Here is a 22,147-nt window from a genome sequence, read left to right on the forward strand (position 1 = left end):
CAACCTACATGGCGGGACCCGCGTTCGGATCAAGGACGCCGGTGGCGACCAGCACGATGAGCAGCACGCCGAGCGCGATCCGGTAGATCACGAACGGCACGTAGCTCTTGGTCTTGATGAAGTTCATCAGCCACGCGATCACCAGGTAGCCGACGCCGAAGGCGACCAGGGTGGCCAGGATCGTCGGCCCCCACTGCGGGCTGTGCTCGCCACCGATGTCGGTGAGCTTGTACAGGCCGGAGGCGAAGACCGCGGGCACGGCCAGCAGGAACGCGTACTCGGTGGCGTCGGCGCGCGTGTAGCCGAGGAACAGGCCCGCGGTGACGGTGCCGCCGGAGCGGGACACGCCGGGGATGAGCGCCATGGCCTGGGCGAAGCCGTAGCCGAGACCGTGCGGGACGGTGAGGTGGTCCAGCGTCCGGTACTGGCGGCCCACCCGGTCGGCGATGAGCAGCAGGATGCCGAACCCGATCAGCGTCGTCGCGGTGAGCCGCAGGTCGCGGAACGCGCTGTCGATGGCGTCCTGGAACAGCAGGCCGAGCACCGCGATCGGCAGCGACCCGACGATGATCAGCCAGCCGAGGCGGGCGTCCGGGTCGTGGCGCGCCTCCCGCTGGTAGAGCGAGCGCCACCAGGCGGCCAGGACGCGGCCGATCTTCTTCGAGAAGTAGAGGATGACCGCCAGCTCGGTGCCGATCTGGGTGACCGCGGTGAACGCCGCGCCGGGGTCGTCCCAGCCGGCGAGCGCCGCGGTGATGCGCAGGTGGGCGCTGGAGGAGATGGGGAGGAACTCGGTCAGGCCCTGGACCAGGCCGAGGACGAGTGCTTCGAACCAGCCCATGCTCACCGGGCCTTCGGGGAAATCAGTCGCGTTCGCACGGTGGGAGAGGCTATCGGCGGCGCGGATCACTCGATGAGCCGCCTTCGTCAAGTTCTTTACAGTACTTTCGTTACGCCCGCCCGTCGCCCGCCGCCACCCTCAACGGTGGCGCTCCGCGCCGCAGCTACTCTCTGTGCATGCAGAAGCGACAGCTGGGCAGGTCGGGGTTGCGGGTCTCCCGGATGGCGCTCGGCACGATGTCCTGGGGCGCGGAGACCGACGCCGACGAGGCGGCCAGCCAGCTCGTCGCGTTCGTCGAGGCGGGCGGGACGCTCGTGGACACCGCCGACATCTACTCCGGCGGCGAGAGCGAGCGGATCCTCGGGGGCCTGCTGGGCGACCTGGTGCCGCGTGACGAGATCGTCGTGGCGACCAAGGCCGTCGCCCGGCGCACCGACGGGCCGTTCGGCGGTGGCGCCTCCCGCGGCGCGTTGTTGTCCGCGTTGGAGGGGTCGCTGCGGCGGCTCGGCGTGGACCACCTGGACCTGTGGCAGCTGCACGCGTGGGACGACTCGGTGCCGCTGGAGGAGACGCTGTCGGCGCTGGACCACGCGGTGACCTCGGGCAAGGTCCGCTACACCGGGGTGTGCAACTACGCGGGCTGGCAGCTGGCCTCGGCCGCGGCGGCCCGGCCGGCCGGGCTCGTCGCGACGCAGGCCGAGTACTCGCTGGTGGAGCGTGGGGTGGAGCGCGAGCTGGTCCCGGCGGCCCGCCACCACGGGCTCGGCGTGCTGCCGTGGGCGCCGCTGGGCCGCGGGGTGCTGACCGGCAAGTACCGCCACGGCACGCCGGCCGACTCCCGGGGCGCGTCGGCCGAGTACGCCGGCTACGTCGAGCAGCACCGCACCGAGCGGGCGGCGCGGATCGTCGAGGCGGTCGCCACCGCGGCCGACGGGCTGGGGGTGTCGCCGCTGGTGGTGGCGCTGGCGTGGGTGCGGGACCGGCCCGGCGTGGTCGCGCCGGTGGTCGGGGCGCGCGACACCGGGCAGCTGACCGGGTCACTGGCGGCGGAGGAGATCGCCCTGCCGGTCGCGATCTCCTCGGCGCTGGACGACGTCAGCGCGGTCGAGTTCGGTTACCCCGAGCGGGGCACGAAGTGACCGTGGGGTGGATGGCACGTGACGCGGCGGGGTTTTCAGGGGATGCTGGAGGCAACAGAGGAATGCGATCCGGAGGTCTTGTGCGCTCCTCCGCCACCGTCGGGACCGGTGTCGTGCTGGTCTGCGCCCTGGTGCTGAGCGGGTGCTCGTCGAAGTCCGGTGACTCCACCGACACGCTGCAGGTCGTGGCCGACCCGGTCGCGGCGACGGCGCCCGTGTCGCCCCAGCCTGCCGCCGCCCCCGCGGGCACCGTGATCGGCTCCCCCGAGGTCACCGCGCTGGCCGCCGACCCGGCCACCGGGACGCTGGCCGTCGCCGTGCCGGACGCCGTGCTGCTGTACCAGGCCGCTGACCTGGCGGCCGCGCCGATGCGGGTGCCGGTCGCCGGGCGGGTCGAGCACCTGCGCGTGTCCGGCGGGGTGCTGCTGGCCACGCTGCCCGCGGCCGGGCAGGTGGCCCGGATCGCCTTGCCCGGCGGCGAGGTGAGCACCCTGGCCGTGGCCGGGCAGCCGTCCGGCGCGGTGGTCGAGGGCGACCGGACGGTGGTCGCGGTGCGGGACCGCAAGGCCGTGGACGTGTTCACCGGCGACCGGCTGACCAAGACGATCGAGGGCCAGCTCTACAGCGCCGACGACGTGCTGCAGGCCGGCGGGAACACCGTCGTGCTGGACGAGTTGCGCACCGCCGTGTTCTCGGTGGACGTGGACGGCGGCACGATCGCCGAGGGCCTGCGCGCCGGGGACGGTGCCACCAACGCGGTCGCGGACTCCTTCGGGCGGGTGCTCGTGGTCGACACCCGCGCCGGTGCCCTCCTGGCGTTCTCCACCGGCCCGCTGTTGCTGCGGCAGCGGTACCCGGTTCCCGGCGGGGCGTACGGCCTCGCCTACGACGCGCAGCGCGCGCTGGCGTGGGTGACGCTCACCGAGCGCAACGAGGTCGTCGGGTTCGACGTGCGCGGCGGCGAACCGGTCGAGAAGTACCGTTTCCCGACGGTCCGGCAGCCGGATTCGGTTACCGTCGAGGAGCGGAGCGGGCGGGTGGTCGTCGGCTCCGCGGCGGGAGAAGGGGTCCAGGTGATCCAGCCATGAAGCACCAGGAGGCGGTGGTCGACGAGGACTGGGAGTACCGCCGGTTGCAGTTGCCACCCGGCGTCTCCCGGCGGGCCGCGGCCACGCAGCTGTCCATCAACGCCGAGTACGGCGGGTGGGAGCTCTCGACGGTCCGGCTCTACTCCGACGGCACCCGGCGGGTGTGGCTGCGCCGCAAGCGGCAGCCGGCCACCGCCCTGCCCGAGGTCCTGATCTGACCCGAGCGGCGCCCGCAGCTGGGCGTCGGGCCCAGAGCCGCCCCCTCGACGGATGCGCTACGCGCGAAGAGCGGTAACGGGTGGGGCCCTCGTGTCGATCTCAGTGCTGCCCCTTGGAAGGAGCAGCATGTCCTCCTCGCCCGTTGTCCGTGTCGTGACCGCCGCCTGCGCCGGGGTCGCGGTGGCCGTGGCGTTGCTGGCGGTCTTCGCCGGGATGGGCGTGGCGCTGGTGGTGCTGCTGGGCATCGTCGCGCTGGTCACATGCGTCCCGGTGTGGTTCGCGCCGGTGTTGCTCGCCCGCCGCCGCGGTGTGGCCGACGTCCGGCCGATCGCGGTGTGCACCCTCCTGGCGGGGTGGTCCCTCATCGGCTGGGTCGCCGCGCTGATCTGGGCCGGCGCGGCGCGCGCGGAAGCCGGGCCCCGCGCGGTCGGGACCTAGCCGGCGAGTGAGCGGCCCGTCTCCGCGAGCGCTTCGCGGAGGATGCGCACGGCTTTGGGGCCCATGCCGTGCAGGGCGAGCAGCTCGGCCTCCGTCATGGCGGCGACCTGGTCGAGCGTGGTGATCCCGGCGTTGCCCAGCGCGCGGGTGGCGGGGCGGCCGATGGCCCGCGGCAGGTCGCCGCTCTCGCCCGCCACCGCCGCGGTGGCCGTGCGCGCGAGGTGTTCCGGGGCGTGCGCCAGCCAGGCGCGCCACACCCAGTGGTTGAGCTGCCGGCCGTCGATGTCGGCCAGCGGCACCCGCACCCCGCCGCTGTCCCGGGCGGCCGTCGGGTGCGCTGCCAGCAGCTCGTCCACCTCGGACGCGGGCAGCCGCAGCGTCACCTGCTTGTCCACCAGCGCGGCGAACACCGCGCCGCCCACGGTGAAGGCGCCGCCGTCCTCCGTGGTTTCCGGCAGGGACCGCGCCGTTTTGCGGAGCTGCGCCGCGCTGGTCACGAGGCGCGGAAGAACCGGTCCAGCACGCGGGTGCCGAACTTGAGCGCGTCGACCGGCACCCGCTCGTCCACGCCGTGGAACAGCCCGGAGAAGTCCAGGTCGGCGGGCAGCTGGAGGGGCACGAACCCGAAGTTGCGGATGCCCAGCGTCTGGAAGGACTTGGCGTCGGTGCCGCCGGAGAGCATGTAGGGCAGCACCTTCGCGCCCGGGTCCTCGGCGGTGATCGAGGCGGTCATGGCGTCGACGAGCGCGCCGTCGAAGGTGGTCTCGACCGGCGGCAGCTCCATCCACTCCTTCTCGATGTCCGGGCCGAGGATCTCGTCGAGCTCGCGGTCGAAGGCCTCCATGCGGCCGGGCAGGATGCGGCAGTCCACGGCGGCTTCGGCGACCGAGGGGATGACGTTGGACTTGTAGCCGGCGGTGAGCATCGTCGGGTTGGCGGTGTCGCGCAGGGTCGCGCCGATCATGCGGGAGATGTTGCCGAGCTTGGCGACCGCGCCGTCGATGTCGTCCTCGGGGAAGTCCCAGCCGGTGATCTCGGTGACGCCGGCGAGGAACTCGCGCACGGAGTCGGTGAGCACGAGCGGGAACCGGTGCTGCCCGAGCCGCGCGACGGCGGCGGCGAGCTTGGTGACGGCGTTGTCGTGGTGGATCATCGAGCCGTGCCCGGCGGTGCCGCGCACGCGCAGCTTCATCCAGCGGATGCCCTTCTCCGCGGTCTCCACCACGTAGGTGCGGACGTCGTCCTTGAGGCTGATGGAGAAGCCGCCGACCTCGCTGATCGCCTCGGTGGCGCCTTCGAACAGGTCGGGGCGGTTGTCCACGAGCCACTGGGCGCCGTACTTGCCGCCGGCCTCTTCGTCGGCGAGGAAGGCGAAGATGATGTCGCGCGGCGGGACGATGTTCTCGCGCTTGTAGTGGCGGGCCAGCGCCAGCATGATGCCGAGCATGTCCTTCATGTCGACGGCGCCGCGGCCCCACACGTAGCCGTCCTGGATGGCGCCGGAGAAGGGGTGCACGGACCACTCGGAGGCGTCCGCGGGGACGACGTCGAGGTGGCCGTGGACGAGCAGCGCCCCGCGGCTGGGGTCGGCGCCGGCGAGCCGGGTGATGACGTTGTGGCGGTTGCGCCCGCCGGACTCCACGTACTCGATCTCGTAGCCGACCTCGGTGAGCTTCTCCGCGACGAACTCCGCTGCCGCCTTCTCCCCCACCAGCGTGTCCGGATCGCCGGTGTTGGTGGTGTCGATGCGGATCAGGTCGCTGGTCAGCGTGACGGCTTCATCGGCCGCGGTCTCGATGCTCACGCCGCCATTCCTATCATCAACGCTGTGGGGGATCAGCTGGAGCGCGCCGTCCGGCTCGTCCGCGACGTCGCGGGCCCGGAGCTGCTCGGCGTGTACCTCCACGGCTCGGCGGTGCTCGGGGGTCTCCGCCCGGCCAGCGACGTGGACGTCCTCGCCGTCACGCGGCGGAGCCTGGACCAGCGGCAGCGGCGCGTGCTGCTGGACGGCCTGCTGGAGATCTCCGGCTTGACCACCGCGGTGCGGCCGGTCGAACTGACCGTGGTGGTGCGGTCCGAGGTCAGCCCGTGGCGGTTCCCGCCGGTGGGTGACTTCCTTTACGGCGAGTGGCTGCGGGAGGAAATTCAGGCGAGCGGGCCTCCCCCGCCGGAACCGATGCCGGACCTGGCGCTGGTGCTGGCGATGGTCCTGGCGGGCGACCACCCGCTGGCCGGGCCGCCACCCGCCCGGCTCCTGGACCCGGTGCCGCATTCGGACGTGGTGCGGGCGAGCGTGGCGGGCATCCCCGAACTCGTCGCCGACCTGGCCGGCGACACGCGCAACGTCGTGCTGACCCTCGCCCGCGTGTGGGCGACCCTCGCCACCGGGGAGATCAAACCCAAGGACGCCGCGGCGGACTGGGCCCTGGCCCACCTGCCCGCGGTACACCGTCCGGTCCTCGCGCACGCCCGGGACCTGTACCGGACGCGCCACTACGCGGAGGAGACCTGGAGCCCCGACCTGGTGCCGCGGGTGTGCCCGCTCGTCGACGAGGTGCTGGCCCGCATCGACGAGCTGCGGCGCTGAGTCACGGCCGGTTGCCGATGCCGGTGCGCACCTCCTGGATGCGGGTCGGGGCGTTGTCCGGGGTCAGCGGCGGCGTCGCCATGCCCGCGCCGGCGCGCAGCCCGGCGAGGAACTCGCCGATCGCTTCCAGGCCGTCGTGGCGCGGGGTCCAGCCGAGCTCGTCTCGGGCGCGGGTGGTGTCCATGATCGGCAGCCGCAGGACGGTGTCCAGCAGGCCCGGTGAGGCCGGCAACAGGTGGGCGTACCAGCCGGCGGCGACCACGCCGCGGATCGCCCACGTGGGCACCGGGACGGTACGGGCGCCGAGCAGGCGGGCCAGTGCCTTGGCGTCGACGACCGGGTCGGCGGCGATGTTGAACGCCCCGCGCACGTCCTTCATCGCGGCCAGGCGGAACGCCTCGCCGATGTCGGCGGAGTGCACCGCCTGCACGCGCAGACCCGGGATGTCCGGGACGACCGGGATCAGCGACGGCCGGGCGAGGCTGCCGGGGAGGAACGGGCCCGCGAACAACCGCCGCTGGGCGGAGGCGGCCTCCCATTTGAAAATGAACGCCGGGCGCAGCCGCACCACCCGCACGCCGGGGTTGGCCTTCTCGAACCCGTCGAGGTAGCGCTCCAGGTAGGCCTTCTCCCGCGGGTAGGCGGCCGCGGGCCACCCGTGGGTGGGCCAGCTCTCGGTGACCGGGCTGTCCTTCGGGCCCGGCGAGTAGGCCCCCACCGACGAGGAGTACACCACCGCGGGCACGTTCTCCCTGGCCACGGCCTCGAACACGCGGATCGCGCCGAGCACGTTGGACCGCCAGGTCAGCGCCGGGTCGTGGGTGGGCTGGAACAGCCACGACAGGTGGATCACCACGTCGGCGCCGCGCACCAGGTGGGCGATCTGGTCCTCGGCCAGGTCGGCGGTGCGCCACTCCAGCTTCGGCACGCGCCACTCCGGTTCGCGGCGGACCACGCCGAGGATCGAGGCCACGGCGGGGTCGCGGCTGAGCGCCTCGACGGTGCTGGTGCCCACGTTGCCGCTGGCGCCGGTGACGACGACGCGCAGGCCCTTGCTCGCTGGCGAGTTCATGCGGACGCGGATACCCGGCGCGCGTGGGCGCGAACCGTCGCGTTTGGTGCCGCCGGGAGCGGGGACACCTCGGGGCAGGTGAGGAAGGAGTGTGCGCATGGGACAGCCACGTCAGCAACAGGAACCGCCCGGCGTGACGGACGAGATGGAGCCGCGGCCGCGGGACCGGATGGCGGACTACACCGGGCGCGGGTTGCTGCGGGACAAGCGGGCGCTGGTGACCGGTGGTGACTCCGGCATCGGGCGCGCGGTCGCGATCGCGTTCGCCAAGGAGGGCGCCGACGTGGCGATCGCCTACCTGGACGAGCACGACGACGCGGAGGAGACCGCGGAACTGGTGCGCAAGGAGGGCCGCCGCTGCCTGCTGCTGCCCGGCGACCTCGGCTCGCGCGAGCAGTGCCGGAAGGTCGTGGACGAGACGGTGCGGGAGTTCGGCGGGCTGGAGGTCCTGGTCAACAACGTGGCCACGCAGCAGGAGCTGGACTCCCCCGAGGATCTGACCGACGAGCAGTGGACGCGCACGTTCGACGTGAACATCCACAGCTACTTCCGGGTGACGCACGCGGCGCTGCCGCACCTGGGCGAGGGCTCGTCGATCGTGAACACCGCGTCGGTGAACGGGTTGCGCGGCAACAAGTCCCTGATCGACTACTCGGCCACCAAGGGCGCGGTGATCGCGTGGACCTACGCGATGGCGCAGGCGCTGGCCGACCGGGGCGTGCGGATCAACGCGGTCGCGCCGGGTCCGGTGTGGACACCGCTGATCCCGGCGACGATGTCGCCGGAGCACGTGGAGAAGTTCGGGCAGCAGGTGCCGATGGGGCGGGCGGCGCAGCCGGACGAGCTGGCGCCGTCGTTCGTGTTCTTCGCGTCGAACCAGTTGTCGTCGTACTACACCGGTGAGGTGCTCGCCGCGCTCGGCGGCGAGACGATGCCGGGCTGAGGAGGGAACATGCCGCAGGAGCCAGCGTCGGAGCAGCAGGAGAACCTGGAGCTGGACGCCGAGCCGAAGCCGCTGGAGGACCCGGTGAGCTGGCGGGTGCGCGACCCGGACCGGGCGGTCGAGCCGGACTCCGAGGCCGCGGCCGAGCAGGTGTCGGCGCCGGACCGGTCCAACGAGCTGGTCGACGCCGAGGGCACCGAGATCGGTGAGGACCGGGGCCGTCAGCGGCCCGCCGGGGGCGCCGAGCAGCAGGCGATGCGGGTCGAGGACGGCGAAGTTTGACGTACGGCCGTACCGGGAAGCCGTGGGGCAGGCACGAGAGGCGACAGGAGGTGCTCCGATGCCTGGACGTGAAGCCCTGCCCAGCACGCTGAAGCGGTCGTCGAAGAAGGCGCAGGACACGTGGGTGAAGACCCACGACTCGGCGGTGGAGACCTACGGCGAGGGGCGGCGCGCGCACCAGACGGCGTACGCGTCGCTGAAGCACTCGTTCGAGAAGGTCGGCGACCACTGGGAGGAGAAGGGCCGCAAGGGCCCGTCGGACAAGCAGGCCGCCCGGGGCGCGGGGCGCAAGGCGACCAAGACCGCCGGTGGTGTGGACGCCTCGGCCAGCAAGCAGCACCTGTACGACGTGGCCAAGAAGCTGGACATCAAGGGCCGCTCGTCGATGAACAAGAACGAGCTGGTCAAGGCGATCGAGAAGGCCAACAACAGGGAGACCGCGAAGGCTCGCCGGTAGCAGGTACTGGTTGGTGGAGGGCCCGGCGTGCGCCGGGCCCTTCGTCATGTCCGCGGTGGTGGACCGGCGGCGGTCTGTAGCGGCGGCTCGCCCTCCGTGGAGCCGCGCGTGGCGGGCCGAGCTCGGCGAGATGCCGCCGGGTGGTGCCCGCTGAACGGCATTCGGCGCGCCGCGCCCCTCTCACGCCGGGGTTGTGGACCGGCAGCCGCCGGGGCGACAGCGGGACTTGCCCTCCTTCACGGCGGGGGCCTGCCGAGCGGACCTCGCTGGGCGCGCCTCGCGCCGTGACCTTCCGTCATCCGACCCTGCTGGACCGGAAGCCCCGCCGACCGGCCGGGGGTGCTTCGCGGGCGGAGCCGGGCGTGGCCCTCAGCGAGGGCGGCAGCCTCGTGCGCGGCCGGGGTTCTCGTCGGACCGGGCCACATTCATGCCGGGGGCAGGGGCGGCCTGCCGAGCCGGTCGATGGTCTGGCGCGCGGGGCGTGGCACGCGCCAGTCGAGGCGGGTGCCTGCGCTGCGTTCGAGTTTGGCGAGCACCTGCCGCGCGGCGGCGAAGGCGGCTTCCTGCTCCGCGGGGGTGGCCGCGCCCTCGGCGAGTTCGAGCAGTTTGATGCCCTGGTTGATCAGCGCCCGCTCGTCGGTGGTGAACCGGGATGCGCGCAGCTTGTCGGCCGCCTCGCAGGCCGCTGTCCAGGCCTTTTCGGCGGTTTCGGTGGCCTCCACGTACTTGCGGGCCAGGTCGGTGGGCGGGTAGGTCTCGGTGTGCAGGGCCATCGCCTCGTGGAAGGCGTCGATGAACCGGCTGGTCGAGGGCACCGCCGGGTCGGCCAGCGCGGGCCGGCGCAGCACCTGCTTGGGGTCGGACTCGTAGTCGCCGTACTCCCCCGCGATCCGGGCGTACCGCTCGCGCGCGGCGTCCCACAGCACGCGCAGCGACGCGGCCGCGTCGGGGGCGTCGATGGATCGTCCGGGTGGACGGGCGGGTGCGGGGTGGGCGCGGGTCTGCCAGCGGTGGTGCATCGCGGCGCGCGAGTAGGAGGCGGCCAGCACCCAGATCAGCACCATGATGGGCCAGATGAACGCTCCCAGGTCTTGGTAGGGCATTGGCAGCTCCCTCACCACGGCGGCGCCCCGGCGCGAGCGCCCTGACTCCATGATGCGCCTGGTTTCGTGAGCGGTCCGTGTAGTGCGGTGGAATGCGCCACATCCGCCGCGCGCCCGCGCCTGGCACAATCCGGGGCACTTGCACGACGACGAGTGGGGAGCAGTGCCGATGGGGCCGCTGGCGGGGATCAAGGTGCTGGAACTGGCGGGCATCGGCCCTGGACCGCACGCGGCGATGATCCTCGCCGACCTGGGCGCGGACGTGGTGCGCGTCGAGCGGCCCTCGGGTGGCCTGCAGGTGCTGCCGCCGGAGGCGCGGGACCACGTGCTGCGCGGCCGCCGCTCGATCGCGGCCGATCTGAAGACCCCCGAGGGCAAGCGGCTGGTGGAGCAGCTGGTCGAGAAGGCGGACGTGCTGCTGGAGGGTTTTCGGCCGGGCGTGGCCGAGCGGCTCGGGGTCGGCCCGGAGGACTGCTTCGCCCGCAACCCGCGCCTGGTCTACGGCCGGATGACCGGCTGGGGCCAGGACGGCCCGATGGCGAAGCGGGCCGGGCACGACATCAACTACATCTCCCTGACCGGCGCGCTGCACGCGGTCCGCGACACCGGCGGCAAGCCGATCCCGGCGCTGAACCTGGTCGGCGACTTCGGCGGCGGCTCGATGTTCCTGGTCACCGGGGTGCTGGCGGCCCTGGTGGAGCGCGCCAGTTCCGGTCGGGGCCAGGTGGTGGACGCGGCGATGGTCGACGGCGCGAGCGTGCTGCTGCAGATGGTGTGGGCGCTGCGGGCGCAGGGCGCGTGGGCCGACGAGCCGGGCACGAACCTGCTGGACACCGGCTGCCCGTTCTACGACACCTACCGGTGCGCCGACGGCGGGTACATCGCGGTGGGGGCGCTGGAGTCGCAGTTCTACGCCGAGCTGCTCAAGGGCCTCGGCCTGGACGGTGAGGACCTGCCCGCGCAGGGCGACCGCTCCGGGTGGCCGAAGCTGCGGGAGCGGTTCACCGAGGTCATCGCCTCCCGCACCCGCGACGAGTGGACGGCGGTGTTCGCCGAGACGGACGCGTGTGTGACACCGGTGCTGTCCTTCGCCGAGGCGGCGGAGAACGAGCACCTGAGCGCGCGGGGCTCCGTGCGGGACATCAACGGCGCGACCCAGGCCGCTCCCGCGCCGCGGTTCTCCCGGACGCCCAGCGGCGAGCCGTCGGCGCCGCCCACGCCGGGCGCGGACACCGAAGCCGTGATCCGCGACTGGGGTCTTCAGGCCTGAGCGGGCCGGGGCAGGCCGACCTGGTCCGGCACCACGCGGACCAGGTCGCGTAGCCAGGTCTCCACGTCGTCGGGCCACCACCGGCCCGACGGCAGCCGGGAGAGCGCTTCCCGCACCGCGGACGCCGTCGGCGCGGCCGGGACGACCCGGCTGGGCGCGGCGCCCGCGAGCACGCCCAGCCACCAGTGCTTCCCCGTGGGCGGCAGGGATTCCGGGTCGAGCACGACGTAGTAGTCGGGCAGCAGCGTGACGCCGCGGCGGAGGTCGGCGACCGCGCTTTCGATCGCGACCTCCAGTGCGCCGGCGGGAGCCTGCCGGTCGAAGAACCCTGCCCATGCCTGCGCGACCCCGGCGAGCGGGTCCCGGTCGTGCACCACGTACGCGGCGTGCGACACCAGGGCGCCCGCGTCCGCCGACGCCGCCACGTGCACGTTGGCCAGCCCGTCGAGCCCGGCCATGACCTTGTCCGCGCCTGCCCCGGCGAGCACGACGACGGTGCTGTTCGGCCTTGCCATGCAACCCAACCTACCGACGGAAGTCGTAGGCCGAACAGAGGTCTGGACCTGTCCCGGAAGTGTGGGCTAGGTTACAGCAGCGCGCTTAAGTTGCCCACGGCAACAAATCCGATGTGTCAAGGAGGACCACGGATGAGACCCCGATCTGTTCGCCGGAAAACCCTCTTCGCCGCGCTCGCCGCCACCGTCGCGCTCGTCTCCGGCGCGACCACGGTGTCGGCGGCGCCCGTCCAGCACCGCCCCGCCTACCTCGACGCGGGCAAACCGGTCCCGGTGCGGGTGGCCGACCTGCTGTCCCGCATGAGCCTGGACGACAAGCTCGGCCAGATGACCCAGGCCGAGCGCGGCGCCATCACCGACCCCGCCGACATCGCGACCCACCGGCTCGGGTCGCTGCTGTCCGGCGGTGGCTCGGTGCCCACGCCGAACACCGCCCAGTCCTGGGCCGACATGTACGACGGGTTCCAGCGCGCCGCGCTGACCTCTCCCCTGCGCATCCCCATCATCTACGGCGTGGACGCGGTGCACGGCCACAACAACGTCTACGGCGCGACGATCTTCCCGCACAACATCGGTCTCGGCGCGACCCGCGACCCGAAGCTGGTGGGCCGCATCGGCGACGCCGTCGCCGAAGAGGTGTCGGGCACCGGCGTGGACTGGGACTTCGCGCCGTGCCTGTGCGTGGCCCGCAACGACCGCTGGGGCCGCACCTACGAGTCCTTCGGCGAGACCCCGGAACTGGCCTCGTCGATGACCACGATCATCGACGGCCTGCAGGGCAGGTCGTTGTCCGACAAGGGATCGGTCCTGGCCACCGCCAAGCACTACGTCGGCGACGGCGGCACGACCGGTGGTGTGGACCAGGGCGACACCGAGCTCACCGAGCAGCAGTTGCGGGCCATCCACCTGGCGCCGTTCCGCGCCGCGGTCCAGCGCGGGGTCGGGTCGGTGATGATCTCCTTCAGCAGCTGGAACGGCGTGAAGATGCACGCCAACCGCTACCTGATCACCGATGTGCTCAAGGGCGAGCTGGGCTTCTCCGGGTTCGTCGTGTCCGACTGGCAGGGCATCGACAAGATCGACGGCCAGGAGGGCTTCACCGCCGAGGAGGTCCGGGCCTCGATCAACGCGGGCGTGGACATGGTGATGGTGCCCTACGACTACGTGAAGTTCATCGACACGCTGCGGGCCGAGGTGCAGGCGGGCCGGGTGCCGATGAGCCGCATCGACGACGCCAACCGCCGCATCCTGACCAAGAAGTTCCAGCTCGGGCTGTTCGAGCGGCCCTTCACCGACCGGCGCTACACCTCCACCGTGGGCAGCGCCGGACACCGGGCGCTGGCGCGGCAGGCGGTGCGCGAGTCGCAGGTGCTGCTCAAGAACGACGGCGGCGTGCTGCCGCTCGGCAAGAACGGGCAGAAGATCTTCGTGGCGGGCAAGAACGCCGACGACATCGGCAACCAGAGCGGCGGCTGGACGATCACCTGGCAGGGCTCGAGCGGACCGATCACGCCGGGAACCACGATCCTGCAAGGGATCCGCGACAAGGCGCGCTCCAGCGCGGTCACCTACAACCGGGACGGCGCCGGCATTGACGACAGCTACGACGTCGCGGTCGCGGTGGTCGGCGAGACGCCGTACGCGGAGTTCATGGGCGACCGGCCGGCGGGCATGGGTCTGGACGCGGAGGACCTGGCGACCCTGCAGCGGCTCAAGGATTCCGGGGTGCCGGTGGTGGTCGTGCTGGTGTCCGGCCGTCCGCTGGACATCGCCGCGGAACTGCCCGGCTGGGACGCGCTGCTGGCGTCGTGGCTGCCGGGCACCGAAGGCGGCGGCGTCGCCGACGTGCTGTTCGGCGACTACAACCCGACCGGGAAGCTGCCGGTGACGTGGATGCGCAGCGCCGCGCAGCAGCCGATCAACGTCGGCGACGGGCAGGACCCGCTGTTCCCCTACGGGTACGGGCTGCGCTACCGCCGGGGCTGACCGGTTCCGCCACGATTCCTGAAACCTATTTTCCACTGCTGGAAACCCTTCCCTTGGCGAATGGCCGGTCCTGGGCTCCTGCCATTCGTCAAGGGAAGGACCAGCGCGAAATGGCCTGCACCGACCGGGGCCGCCCGGTCATCGCCGGAGAGGCGCGCTAACCGCCGTGGACATCCCCCGGCTACGGGCGAGCTGGACCACCGTCGCCGAGCGCGGTGACGAGGTCCCGCTCTGGTTCTACGCCACGCTGTTCCTGCTCCGCCCGTCACTGCGGGACCTGTTCCCGGTGTCGCTCGCGCCGCAGCGAAAGCGCTTCGTCTTCGGGCTCGGGCAGATCGTCACCCACGTGGACGACCTTGACGCCGCGGTCCCCTACCTGCGCGGGCTGGGCCGGGCGCACCGCGAGGCCGGGGTGCGCCCGGAGCACTACCCGCTGGTCGGGCAGGCGCTGCTGGCCACGCTCGAGCACTTCCTCGGCGAGCGGTGGACGCCGGAGCTGGCCGCGGACTGGACCAGCGCCTACGCGGTCGTCGCCGAGGTGATGACCAACGCCGAGGTGCGCGGCCGGGGACGGCAGAGTGTGCTGCTCCCGCCGCCGGACACCGGAACCGGTCCGCAGCACGGGCTGACCGCGGACCGCGTGCGGGCCCGCCCGTTCCGGCGCGCGCCCTGGCACCGGCGGGGTTTCGACCGCGGCGACGTGCACGACTTCCAGTGGCGGCTGGCCGACGAGCTGGCCACCCGCGACCGCGAGGCGGCGCGCCTGCGCGCGGAGGTCGCGCGGCTGCGGGCCCGCGACGCGTCCGACGGCGTGCCGACGGTGGACGGGCAGGCGGTCGCGTTGCTGACGCGGGCGCAGCGGCTGGCCGAGGAGATCCTGACGAGCGCCGAGACCCGGCGACGGCGGCTGGCCGCGCAGGCGCACCGCCAGGCCGAAGCCGCCGCGCACGCCGCCGGCGAGGCCTACCGGGCGGCGATGGGCTCGCGGTGCACCGTGCAGGGCGAGGAGATGGAGCGTCGCCTGGCGTGGACGCGCACCTACAGCCACGCGCTCGGCATGCCGCTGCGGGTCGCCGAGGCCGCGTTCCGCATGCGGAAAACCGGCTGATCCTGGACAGGAGACAGCGCCGGAACGCCAAGCGCGACGCCCGACGCGACGCGAGTGCGGCCAGGCCGGGGTCCGTTGAGTGGCAGAGCGACCAGCGAAGAACCGCCTGGCGGTGGCCGTGCGCTCAGGATGCCGCTGCGGGCCGCGAAGCCGCCTTCCGCGTGCGGAAACCCGGCTGATCCTCGCGCGCCGCAACATCGGGCGCGCTGCCCGGCGCAACGCGGTCGCAGCGCCACAGCGGAGTCCGTTGAGCGGCTTGCGGAGCACCGCCTAGCGGTGGCCACGCGCTCGGCATGCCGCTGCGGGTCGCCGAGGCCGCGTTCCGCATGCGGGAAACCGGCTGATCCCGGGAAGAGCACGCGGGGATCCGGTCGATCCTGGCGCGCCGGAACCATGGGCGCGGCGCGGTCGCGGCACCTGGGCAGGGCTAGTCGAGTGGCGAAGCGTTCTGCGGAGCAAGGATCAGCGGCGGCCGGCGCGGCTGCCCTGGTAGGCGGGCTCCCGCAGGCGGGACAGCCACTCCGGGTAGAGCCGCGCGCCGGGTGGGCTGTGCAGCATCGGGTCGAAGCTGGGGCGCTCGCCGTCGCCGAGGGGGGTGTCCAGTGCGATTCGCGCGACCGGGGTGGCCGGGCCGGTGAGCTTCGCCGCCGAGCAGGTGACCGTCACCGCGTCCACGTCGTCGAGCGCGGCGCCGTCCGGGCCGTCCACCTCGGCGAGGATCCACCGCAGCCCGGCGGCCACCCGGTAGGGCACGAGGCTGCTGAACACCGTCCGCCGCCACCCCGTCGCCGGCCTCAGCAGCACCCGCGCGCTCGCGCTGGCCAGGGTCAGGTCCCACGGCCCGTCGTCGGTCGGGATGCGCAGCGCCAGCCCGAGGATGTCGGGCATCCCGCGCGGCAGACCGGCCCCTTTGGACAGTCGCGCCACCACCGGCCCGCTGGGCGGCAGTGGCAGCTCGCCGGGGGTCAGGGTCTCCAGGGTGCCGCGCAGCAGGACACCGCGCGGGTGGAACACGCGCGCGTGCCGCAGCCGGGCCAGCGCGCCGAACACGGGTCGCACGACGGGAGGTGCCATACCGGGCGGCTACCCAGCCGCGCGCGAATCATCCGCCCCGCGGTGGGTAGCCGTACCGGACACCGACCGGAAGGGCCGTTGATGTTCCCCGCCGACTCGCTCACCTTCATCGGCACCGCCACCACCCTGGTGCGGCTGGGGCCGTTCACGGTGCTGACCGACCCGAACTTCCTGCACCGCGGCCAGTGGTCCCACTTCGGGCAGGGCCTGGTGTCCCGGCGCCGCACCGAACCGGCCGCGCAGGTCGCCGACCTGCCCCCGCTGGACGGTGTCGTGCTGTCCCACCTCCACGGCGACCACTTCGACCGGGTCGCCCGCCGGGACCTGCCCGCCGACGTGCCGATCCTGACCACCGAGCACGCCGCCCGCAGGCTGGCCAAACGCGGCTTCCAGGCCACCGTCGCCCTGCCCACCTGGGGCGGCGACACCTTCCGCGACGGCGACGCCCAGCTCACCGTCACCGCCGTCCCCGCACGCCACTCGCGCGGCCCACTGAACCGGATCCTGCCGCCGGTCATGGGCAGCATCTGGGAGTACACCCCGCACCCCGGCGCGGCCACGCTGCGGATCTACGTCAGCGGCGACACGATCATCCACGACGAGCTGACCGGGATCCGCCGCCGCTACCCAGAAATCGACCTGGCCGTGCTGCACCTGGGCGGCACCCGCGTCCTCGGCGTGCTGGTCACCATGGACGACCGGCAGGGCGGCCGGATGCTGGAGCTGATGAACCCCACCCACGTGGTGCCGGTGCACTTCGACGACTACGGCAAGTTCACCTCGCCGGTGTCGAACTTCCTCGCCGAGGCCGCGCGCCGCCACCCGGCCACCGACGTCCGGCTGCTCGCCCGCGGCGAGTCCTTCTCGCTGGCGAACCTGCTCAGCGCCCGCTCACCCGGTTGATCGCGTCCCGCTGCGGCTCCACCACGTACCGCGGGTCCTTCGTGGACTCCACACCGGCCTCGAACACCCCGAACCGCTGCAACGCGCTGCCGGCCAGCAGCGCCAGCCCGGACACCACCTGCACGGCCCGGCTGCGCCGCCCGGCCAGCGCACCGGCCGCGCCGCCCAGCGTCAGGTACTCCGACCACTTCCGCAGCCGGTGCGCCTTGCCAGTGGTGTAGGCCTGCGAGACCAGCCCGAGGCGCTGGTCGACCACCTTCGACGCCACCAGCTCCGCCGCCGCGCCCAGCACCGCCAGCCGTCGCGCCGGCCCCGCCTCGGCGACCGGCGCCCACACCATGCCCCACCCGGCGCCGCTGGCCGCGGCCGACCCGGTGAACACGAACGGCAGCTGGCGGTGCGCCGAGTGCCAGGCGGGCACCGCGGTCTGCGACAACAGCACCGCCGTGTACGAGGCCACCCCGGGCGCGATCGCCGCCGCCGACAACCCCGCAGGCCGTGCCAGCCGACCCAGCAGACGGCCGGGCAGCGTGGCCCGCCACCGCCGCGGCACCAGCTCCGCCGCCCCGGCCACCCCCGCGCCCGGCCCGTAGGCGACCAGGATCCAGGTGCCCACGCTCATCGGCGAACTGGGCTTGGCCACCCGCAGCATGTGCAGGAACCGCTCCGGCCGCCCCAGATCCGCCACCAGCAGGTACATGCTCGCCACCAGCGCGCCCAGCGCCCCGGCGCGGCTCGCCCGCCGCAGCACCGGACGGCCGGTCAGGTCCGCCCCCGCGCCGAGCATCGCCGACCCGGCCGACAACCCGCCGGTGAACAGGTAGGCCGGGATCTTCCACTCCCACACCGGCGGCTTGAGCACCGGCCGCCCGTAGTAGGACCGGAACTCGGCCTTGGGCACCGCGACCTGCTCCTTCATCCCCTGCCCCGTCCGAAGAACACCGACACCGCGGCGGCCGCCAGCGCGGACGCGGCCATGCCGGCGAACTTCCACATCGACCCCGCGTCCCGCGTCGGCACCACCGGATCCGGCGGCAGACCGTACACCTCGGGCTCGTCCAGCAACAGGAAGAACGCGCCGTCGCCACCCACACCGTCCTCCGGGCTCTCCCCGTACAGCCGCGCCTCGGTCACCCCGGCCTCGTGCAGCGCGTCCACCCGCCGGGCCGCGCGCTCCCGCAGCTCGTCCAGCTGCCCGAACTGGATCGAATCGGTCGGGCACGCCTTCGCGCACGCCGGCTCCAGCCCGTCCCGCAACCGGTCGTAGCACAGCGTGCACTTCCACGCCCTGCCGTCGTCCTCGCGCCGGTCGATCACCCCGTACGGGCAGCCGGACACGCAGTAGCCGCACCCGTTGCAGATGTCCGGCTGCACCACCACCGAACCGAACTCGGTGCGGAACAACGCCCCGGTCGGGCACACGTCCAGGCACCCGGCGTGCGTGCAGTGCTTGCACACGTCCGAGCTCATCAGCCACCGGAAATCCGTGCGGGCCTCCGCCCCGCTGCCCGCCCCGGGCAGGTCGAACGAGGGCAGCCCCAGGTCCACCGGCTCCGGCGACACCGCACCCGGCCGCTCCTGCTCCACGAACGCCACGTGCCGCCACGAGTTCGCGCCCAGCATCCCGGTGTTGTCGAACGACATGCCCAGCAGGTCGAACCCGTCGTCGGGCACCCCGTTCCACTCCTTGCACGCCACCTCGCAGGCCTTGCAGCCGATGCACACCGAGGTGTCGGTGAAGAACCCCATCCGCGGCGGGTGCCCGGAATAGCCGGCATCGCCCGCCACGTCGTCCAGCGGGCCGTAGAAGCTGTTGCTCATGACCGCTCCTCCGTGTGGGCGCTGTCCGGACGCGCCGTGGCGATCCGCGTCCCGGTCTCCACGGTGATCCCCGCCCGCGTGCGGTAGTCCTCCAGGTAGGCCAGCAGCGCCGGGCCGCGCGGACGCCGCCCCGGCCGGATGTCGCAGGTGGCCACCTTGCTCTCCTGGATGAACACGTTCGGATCCACCACCACGCCCAGCAGGTCGTTGACCACGTCGCCGTCCACCAGCCCGGTGTGCCCCCAGTGGTAGGGCATCCAGATCTGGTGCACCACCCGGTCCTCGATCCGCAGCGGCCGCATCCGCTCGGTCACGAACACCCGCGCTTCCACCGCCGCCCGGCTCGTCACCACGTGCGCCCAGTCCAGGTGCGCCAGCCCGCGCTCGGCCGCCAGCTCCGGCGAAACCTCCACGAACAACGCCGGCTGCAACTCCGCCAGGTACGGCAGCTGACGGCTCATCCCGCCCGCGGTGTGGTGCTCGGTCAGCCGCGCCGCGGTGAACACGAACGGGAACACCTCACCGTGCGCCTCCGGCGGCGACGGGTTCGACGGGTTGTCCACCCGCCCGTACACCTTGCGCGCCGGGTTGCCCTGCTGCCCGTACAGCGGGTTGCGCACCGGCGACTCGTGCGGCTCGTAGTGCGTGGGCAGCGGCCCGTCCAGCACCCCGTTCGGCGCGAACAGCCACGCCTTGCCGTCGGCCTGCATGATGAACGGGTCGTCCCCGTGCAGCGCGTCCGGACCCGACGCGCCCGGCTCCGGCCGGAAGTCCGGCGGCTTCGTCTTCTCGAAGTCCGGCACGTCGTGCCCGGTCCACTCGCCCTTGTCCGCGTCCCACCACACCAGCTTCTTGCGCTCGCTCCACGGCCGGCCCTGCGGATCCGCCGACGCCCGGTTGTAGAGCACCCGCCGGTTCAGCGGCCACGTCCAGCCCCACTCCGACTCGTACGGGCCCTGCTCGTCGTGCGGTTTGCGGCGCGCCGCCTGGTTCACCTCATCGGCGTACACGCCGCCGTAGATCCAGCACCCGCACGCCGTGCTGCCGTCGTCCTTGAGCTCCAGGTAGCCGTTCAGCGCGCGGCCGGTGGTCAGGTCGACGCCGTTGATCCGCCGCAGCACGTCCTCGCCGGAGGGCTCGTCGCCGTGCTCCATCCGGTAGTCCCACCACAGCTCCCGCAGCGGCCGGTCCCGCTCGTCGGCCGAGGTCGCCAGCTTCTCCTTCAGGATCCGGCCGAGGTGGTAGAAGAACCACAGCTCGCTGCGCTGGTCGCCCCTCGGCTCGACCGCCTTGTCCCGCCACTGCAGCATCCGCTGCGTCTGGGTGAACGTGCCGGACTTTTCCACGTGCGAGGCCGCCGGGAAGAAGAACACCTCGGTGCGGCACTGCTCCGGCACGATCTCCCCGGTCTCCACCTCCGGCGAGTCCTTCCAGAACGTGGCGCTCTCGATCATCGCCAGGTCCCGCACCACCAGCCAGTCCAGGTTCGCCATGCCCAGCCGCTGCAACCGCCCGTGCGCCGACCCCACCGCCGGGTTCTGCCCCAGCAGGAAGTACCCGAACACCTTCCCGTCGATCATGTCCATGACCGTGCGGTAGGTGCCGTGGTCGCCGTTGATCCGCGGCAGGTAGTCGAAGCACCAGTCGTTGTCCGCCGTGGCGTGGTCGCCCCAGTACTCCTTCAGCAGCGACACCAGGTAGGCGTCGGCGTTGCGCCAGAACCCCTTCTGCCGGTCACCCCGCACCAGGTGCAGGTAGTCGTCGATGCTCTCGTGCGAGGTGTCCGGCATCGGCAGGTACCCGGGCAGCAGGTTGAACAACGTCGGGATGTCCGTCGACCCCTGGATCGAGGCGTGCCCGCGCAACGCGAACACCCCGCCACCCGGCCGGCCGATGTTGCCCAGCAGCAATTGGATGATCGACCCCGCCCGGATGTACTGCGCGCCCATCGAATGCTGCGTCCAGCCCACGCTGTACACCAGCGCCGCGGTCCGCTCCCGCCCCGAGTTCTCCGTCCAGGCCCGGCACACCTCTTCGAACACCTCGGCAGGAACGCCGCAGGTCCGCTCCACCATCTCCGGCGTATACCGCGCGAAGTGCCGCTTGAGCACCTGGAACACGCACCGCGGGTGCTCCAGCGTCGGATCCGCGGCGATGTCGTCCGCCCCGCCCTCCAGCGGCGGCCCGCCCGAACCGTGCTGGTAGGGCGAGGACTGCTCCTTCGACCGGCTGCCCCGGCCCTCGCGCGGCCGTGCGCTCTCGTAGTGCCAGCTCGCCGGATCGTAGGACCCCGTCTCCGGGTCGTACCCGCTGAACAGCCCGTCCAGGTCCTCGGTGTCCCGGAAGTCCTCCCGCACCAGGAACGACGCGTTCGTGTACGCCCGCACGTACTCCCGGAACTCCAGCCCGTTGGACAGGATGTGGTTGATCACCCCGCCCAGGAACGCGATGTCCGAGCCCGCCCGCAACGGCACGTGCCGGTCCGCCAGCGCGCTCGTCCGCGTGAACCGCGGGTCGATGTGGAACACCTTCGCGCCACGCGCCTTGGCCTCCACCACCCACTGGAACCCGACCGGATGGGCCTCGGCCATGTTCGAGCCCATGATGATCACGCAGTCGGAGTTGACGAGGTCCTGCTGGTAGTCCGTCGCGCCACCGCGACCGAAGGAGGCTCCCAGACCGGGAACCGTGGCGGAGTGTCAAATACGGGCCTGGTTCTCGATCTGGATCGCACCCAGCGCCGTGAACAACTTCTTGATCAGGAAGTTCTCTTCGTTGTCCAGCGTCGCGCCGCCCAGGCTCGCCAGCCCCATCGTCCGCCGCAACGGGTTGCCGTGCTCGTCGGTGTCCTGCCAGCCCCGCCGCCGCGCGTCCAGAACCCGCTCGGCCACCATCTCCATCGCCGACGGCAGGTCCAGCTCCTGCCACTCCGTCGCGTACGGCGCGCGGTAGAGCACCTTCTCCTGCCGCTGCGGGCCGGTCACCAGCTGCTTGCTCGCCGACCCCTTCGGGCACAACCGGCCCCTCGAGATCGGCGAATCCGGGTTGCCCTCGATCTGCACGACGCGCTCGCCGGAGACGTACACCTTCTGCGCGCACCCCACCGCGCAGTACGGGCACACCGAGTGCACCACCCGGTCCGCGGACGCGGTGCGCGGCATCAGCGAGTGCGACCGGGCGGACTGCGCCGCGCTGCCCCGGCCCAGCCGGTCGGCGCCGGTCAGCTGCCGGTAGACCGGCCACGACCGCAACCAGTCACCCACGCCCATCGCTCACCTCCCGGCACGTCCCGCTTTCCCGC

At 72.7% G+C, this 22,147-nt stretch carries 22 protein-coding genes; 12 read left to right on the forward strand and 10 right to left on the reverse strand.

Features of this window, described 5'->3' with window-relative positions:
* Positions 1–4: 4 nt before the first annotated feature.
* On the reverse strand, positions 5–841 hold the full coding sequence (locus ABZ215_RS10010) for an undecaprenyl-diphosphate phosphatase (protein WP_020417968.1): 837 nt from the start codon (positions 839–841) through the stop codon (positions 5–7).
* Positions 842–1,017: 176 nt separating this feature from the next.
* Between ABZ215_RS10010 and ABZ215_RS10015 the strand changes: the two genes are divergently transcribed.
* The 4 genes from ABZ215_RS10015 (at position 1,018) to ABZ215_RS10030 (ending at position 3,725) form a co-directional block, all read left to right on the forward strand.
* Positions 1,018–1,980: an aldo/keto reductase gene (locus ABZ215_RS10015; RefSeq protein ID WP_027935852.1), complete on the forward strand. Its 963-nt coding sequence runs from the start codon at positions 1,018–1,020 to the stop codon at positions 1,978–1,980.
* An 80-nt stretch (positions 1,981–2,060) separates the two neighbouring features.
* Entirely contained in the window at positions 2,061–3,068 is a 1,008-nt protein-coding gene (locus ABZ215_RS10020; protein ID WP_354949137.1) for a hypothetical protein, read from the forward strand.
* Positions 3,065–3,286: a DUF5703 family protein gene (locus ABZ215_RS10025; protein ID WP_017982338.1), complete on the forward strand. Its 222-nt coding sequence runs from the start codon at positions 3,065–3,067 to the stop codon at positions 3,284–3,286. The genes ABZ215_RS10020 and ABZ215_RS10025 overlap by 4 nt, the downstream gene beginning before the upstream one ends.
* A 127-nt stretch (positions 3,287–3,413) precedes the next feature.
* Positions 3,414–3,725 (forward strand): superinfection immunity protein, encoded by a 312-nt coding sequence (locus ABZ215_RS10030; RefSeq protein ID WP_354949139.1) that lies wholly within the window; start codon positions 3,414–3,416, stop codon positions 3,723–3,725.
* Here ABZ215_RS10030 and ABZ215_RS10035 read toward each other — a convergent pair.
* Together ABZ215_RS10035 and ABZ215_RS10040 are read right to left on the reverse strand one after the other, a co-directional pair.
* Positions 3,722–4,222, reverse strand: a complete 501-nt coding sequence (locus ABZ215_RS10035) for a helix-hairpin-helix domain-containing protein (RefSeq protein WP_237334829.1) — start codon at positions 4,220–4,222, stop codon at positions 3,722–3,724. The two genes, ABZ215_RS10030 and ABZ215_RS10035, sit on opposite strands and share 4 nt — an antisense overlap.
* Complete coding sequence (locus tag ABZ215_RS10040) at positions 4,219–5,529, reverse strand: M20/M25/M40 family metallo-hydrolase (protein ID WP_020417973.1); 1,311 nt, start codon at positions 5,527–5,529, stop codon at positions 4,219–4,221. The genes ABZ215_RS10035 and ABZ215_RS10040 overlap by 4 nt, the downstream gene beginning before the upstream one ends.
* A gap of 24 nt (positions 5,530–5,553) precedes the next feature.
* On the opposite strand from ABZ215_RS10040, the gene ABZ215_RS10045 reads away from it, so the two are divergent.
* Entirely contained in the window at positions 5,554–6,312 is a 759-nt protein-coding gene (locus ABZ215_RS10045; protein ID WP_354949141.1) for an aminoglycoside adenylyltransferase family protein, read from the forward strand.
* Position 6,313: 1 nt separating this feature from the next.
* Here ABZ215_RS10045 and ABZ215_RS10050 read toward each other — a convergent pair whose 3' ends face one another.
* Positions 6,314–7,384 (reverse strand): NAD-dependent epimerase/dehydratase family protein, encoded by a 1,071-nt coding sequence (locus tag ABZ215_RS10050; protein ID WP_020417975.1) that lies wholly within the window; start codon positions 7,382–7,384, stop codon positions 6,314–6,316.
* A 97-nt stretch (positions 7,385–7,481) separates the two neighbouring features.
* Here ABZ215_RS10050 and ABZ215_RS10055 point away from each other — a divergent pair, with 97 nt between their 5' ends.
* From ABZ215_RS10055 to ABZ215_RS10065, 3 genes are read left to right on the forward strand one after another with little or no spacing between them, the layout of a single operon-like run.
* A complete protein-coding gene (locus ABZ215_RS10055; RefSeq protein ID WP_027935854.1) occupies positions 7,482–8,327 on the forward strand; it encodes an SDR family oxidoreductase in 846 nt (281 codons plus the stop codon).
* Positions 8,328–8,336: 9 nt separating this feature from the next.
* Complete coding sequence (locus ABZ215_RS10060) at positions 8,337–8,609, forward strand: hypothetical protein (protein WP_354949144.1); 273 nt, start codon at positions 8,337–8,339, stop codon at positions 8,607–8,609.
* A gap of 58 nt (positions 8,610–8,667) precedes the next feature.
* The gene (locus tag ABZ215_RS10065) at positions 8,668–9,066 is read left to right on the forward strand and encodes a ChaB family protein (protein WP_020417978.1); all 399 of its coding nucleotides are present in this window, start codon (positions 8,668–8,670) and stop codon (positions 9,064–9,066) included.
* 425 nt (positions 9,067–9,491) lie between these two features.
* Here ABZ215_RS10065 and ABZ215_RS10070 read toward each other — a convergent pair whose 3' ends face one another.
* Entirely contained in the window at positions 9,492–10,169 is a 678-nt protein-coding gene (locus ABZ215_RS10070) for a hypothetical protein (RefSeq protein ID WP_157358525.1), read from the reverse strand.
* A gap of 169 nt (positions 10,170–10,338) precedes the next feature.
* On the opposite strand from ABZ215_RS10070, the gene ABZ215_RS10075 reads away from it, so the two are divergent.
* A complete protein-coding gene (locus ABZ215_RS10075; RefSeq protein ID WP_354949253.1) occupies positions 10,339–11,439 on the forward strand; it encodes a CaiB/BaiF CoA-transferase family protein in 1,101 nt (366 codons plus the stop codon).
* Here the strand turns inward: ABZ215_RS10075 and ABZ215_RS10080 are convergent.
* Positions 11,430–11,954: a hypothetical protein gene (locus ABZ215_RS10080; RefSeq protein WP_020417980.1), complete on the reverse strand. Its 525-nt coding sequence runs from the start codon at positions 11,952–11,954 to the stop codon at positions 11,430–11,432. The two genes, ABZ215_RS10075 and ABZ215_RS10080, sit on opposite strands and share 10 nt — an antisense overlap.
* Positions 11,955–12,086: 132 nt before the next feature.
* Between ABZ215_RS10080 and ABZ215_RS10085 the strand changes: the two genes are divergently transcribed.
* Both ABZ215_RS10085 and ABZ215_RS10090 read left to right on the forward strand, forming a co-directional pair.
* Positions 12,087–13,940: a glycoside hydrolase family 3 N-terminal domain-containing protein gene (locus ABZ215_RS10085; protein ID WP_354949146.1), complete on the forward strand. Its 1,854-nt coding sequence runs from the start codon at positions 12,087–12,089 to the stop codon at positions 13,938–13,940.
* 166 nt (positions 13,941–14,106) lie between these two features.
* The gene (locus tag ABZ215_RS10090; RefSeq protein ID WP_354949148.1) at positions 14,107–15,048 is read left to right on the forward strand and encodes a globin domain-containing protein; all 942 of its coding nucleotides are present in this window, start codon (positions 14,107–14,109) and stop codon (positions 15,046–15,048) included.
* A gap of 462 nt (positions 15,049–15,510) precedes the next feature.
* On the opposite strand, the gene ABZ215_RS10095 is transcribed toward ABZ215_RS10090, so the two are convergent.
* Positions 15,511–16,122 (reverse strand): hypothetical protein, encoded by a 612-nt coding sequence (locus ABZ215_RS10095; RefSeq protein ID WP_354709046.1) that lies wholly within the window; start codon positions 16,120–16,122, stop codon positions 15,511–15,513.
* 81 nt (positions 16,123–16,203) lie between these two features.
* On the opposite strand from ABZ215_RS10095, the gene ABZ215_RS10100 reads away from it, so the two are divergent.
* On the forward strand, positions 16,204–17,025 hold the full coding sequence (locus tag ABZ215_RS10100; protein ID WP_020417983.1) for an MBL fold metallo-hydrolase: 822 nt from the start codon (positions 16,204–16,206) through the stop codon (positions 17,023–17,025).
* On the opposite strand, the gene nrfD is transcribed toward ABZ215_RS10100, so the two are convergent.
* Genes nrfD through fdh form a run of 3 tightly spaced genes read right to left on the reverse strand, consistent with a single transcriptional unit; the run spans position 17,003 to position 22,115 of the window.
* Positions 17,003–17,944, reverse strand: a complete 942-nt coding sequence (gene nrfD, locus ABZ215_RS10105) for an NrfD/PsrC family molybdoenzyme membrane anchor subunit (RefSeq protein WP_354949151.1) — start codon at positions 17,942–17,944, stop codon at positions 17,003–17,005. The genes ABZ215_RS10100 and nrfD overlap by 23 nt on opposite strands.
* Positions 17,941–18,846 carry a 4Fe-4S dicluster domain-containing protein gene (locus tag ABZ215_RS10110; RefSeq protein WP_354949153.1) on the reverse strand — a complete coding sequence of 302 codons (906 nt, stop codon included), beginning with the start codon at positions 18,844–18,846 and terminating at the stop codon, positions 17,941–17,943. Before ABZ215_RS10110 ends, nrfD begins: the two co-directional genes overlap by 4 nt.
* The gene (gene fdh / locus ABZ215_RS10115; RefSeq protein ID WP_354949155.1) at positions 18,843–22,115 is read right to left on the reverse strand and encodes a formate dehydrogenase; all 3,273 of its coding nucleotides are present in this window, start codon (positions 22,113–22,115) and stop codon (positions 18,843–18,845) included. Before fdh ends, ABZ215_RS10110 begins: the two co-directional genes overlap by 4 nt.
* Between the last annotated feature and the right edge of the window lie 32 nt (positions 22,116–22,147).

It is taken from the genome of Amycolatopsis sp. NPDC006131 (genome assembly GCF_040614175.1).
GTDB classification, from domain to species: domain Bacteria; phylum Actinomycetota; class Actinomycetes; order Mycobacteriales; family Pseudonocardiaceae; genus Amycolatopsis_E; species Amycolatopsis_E tucumanensis.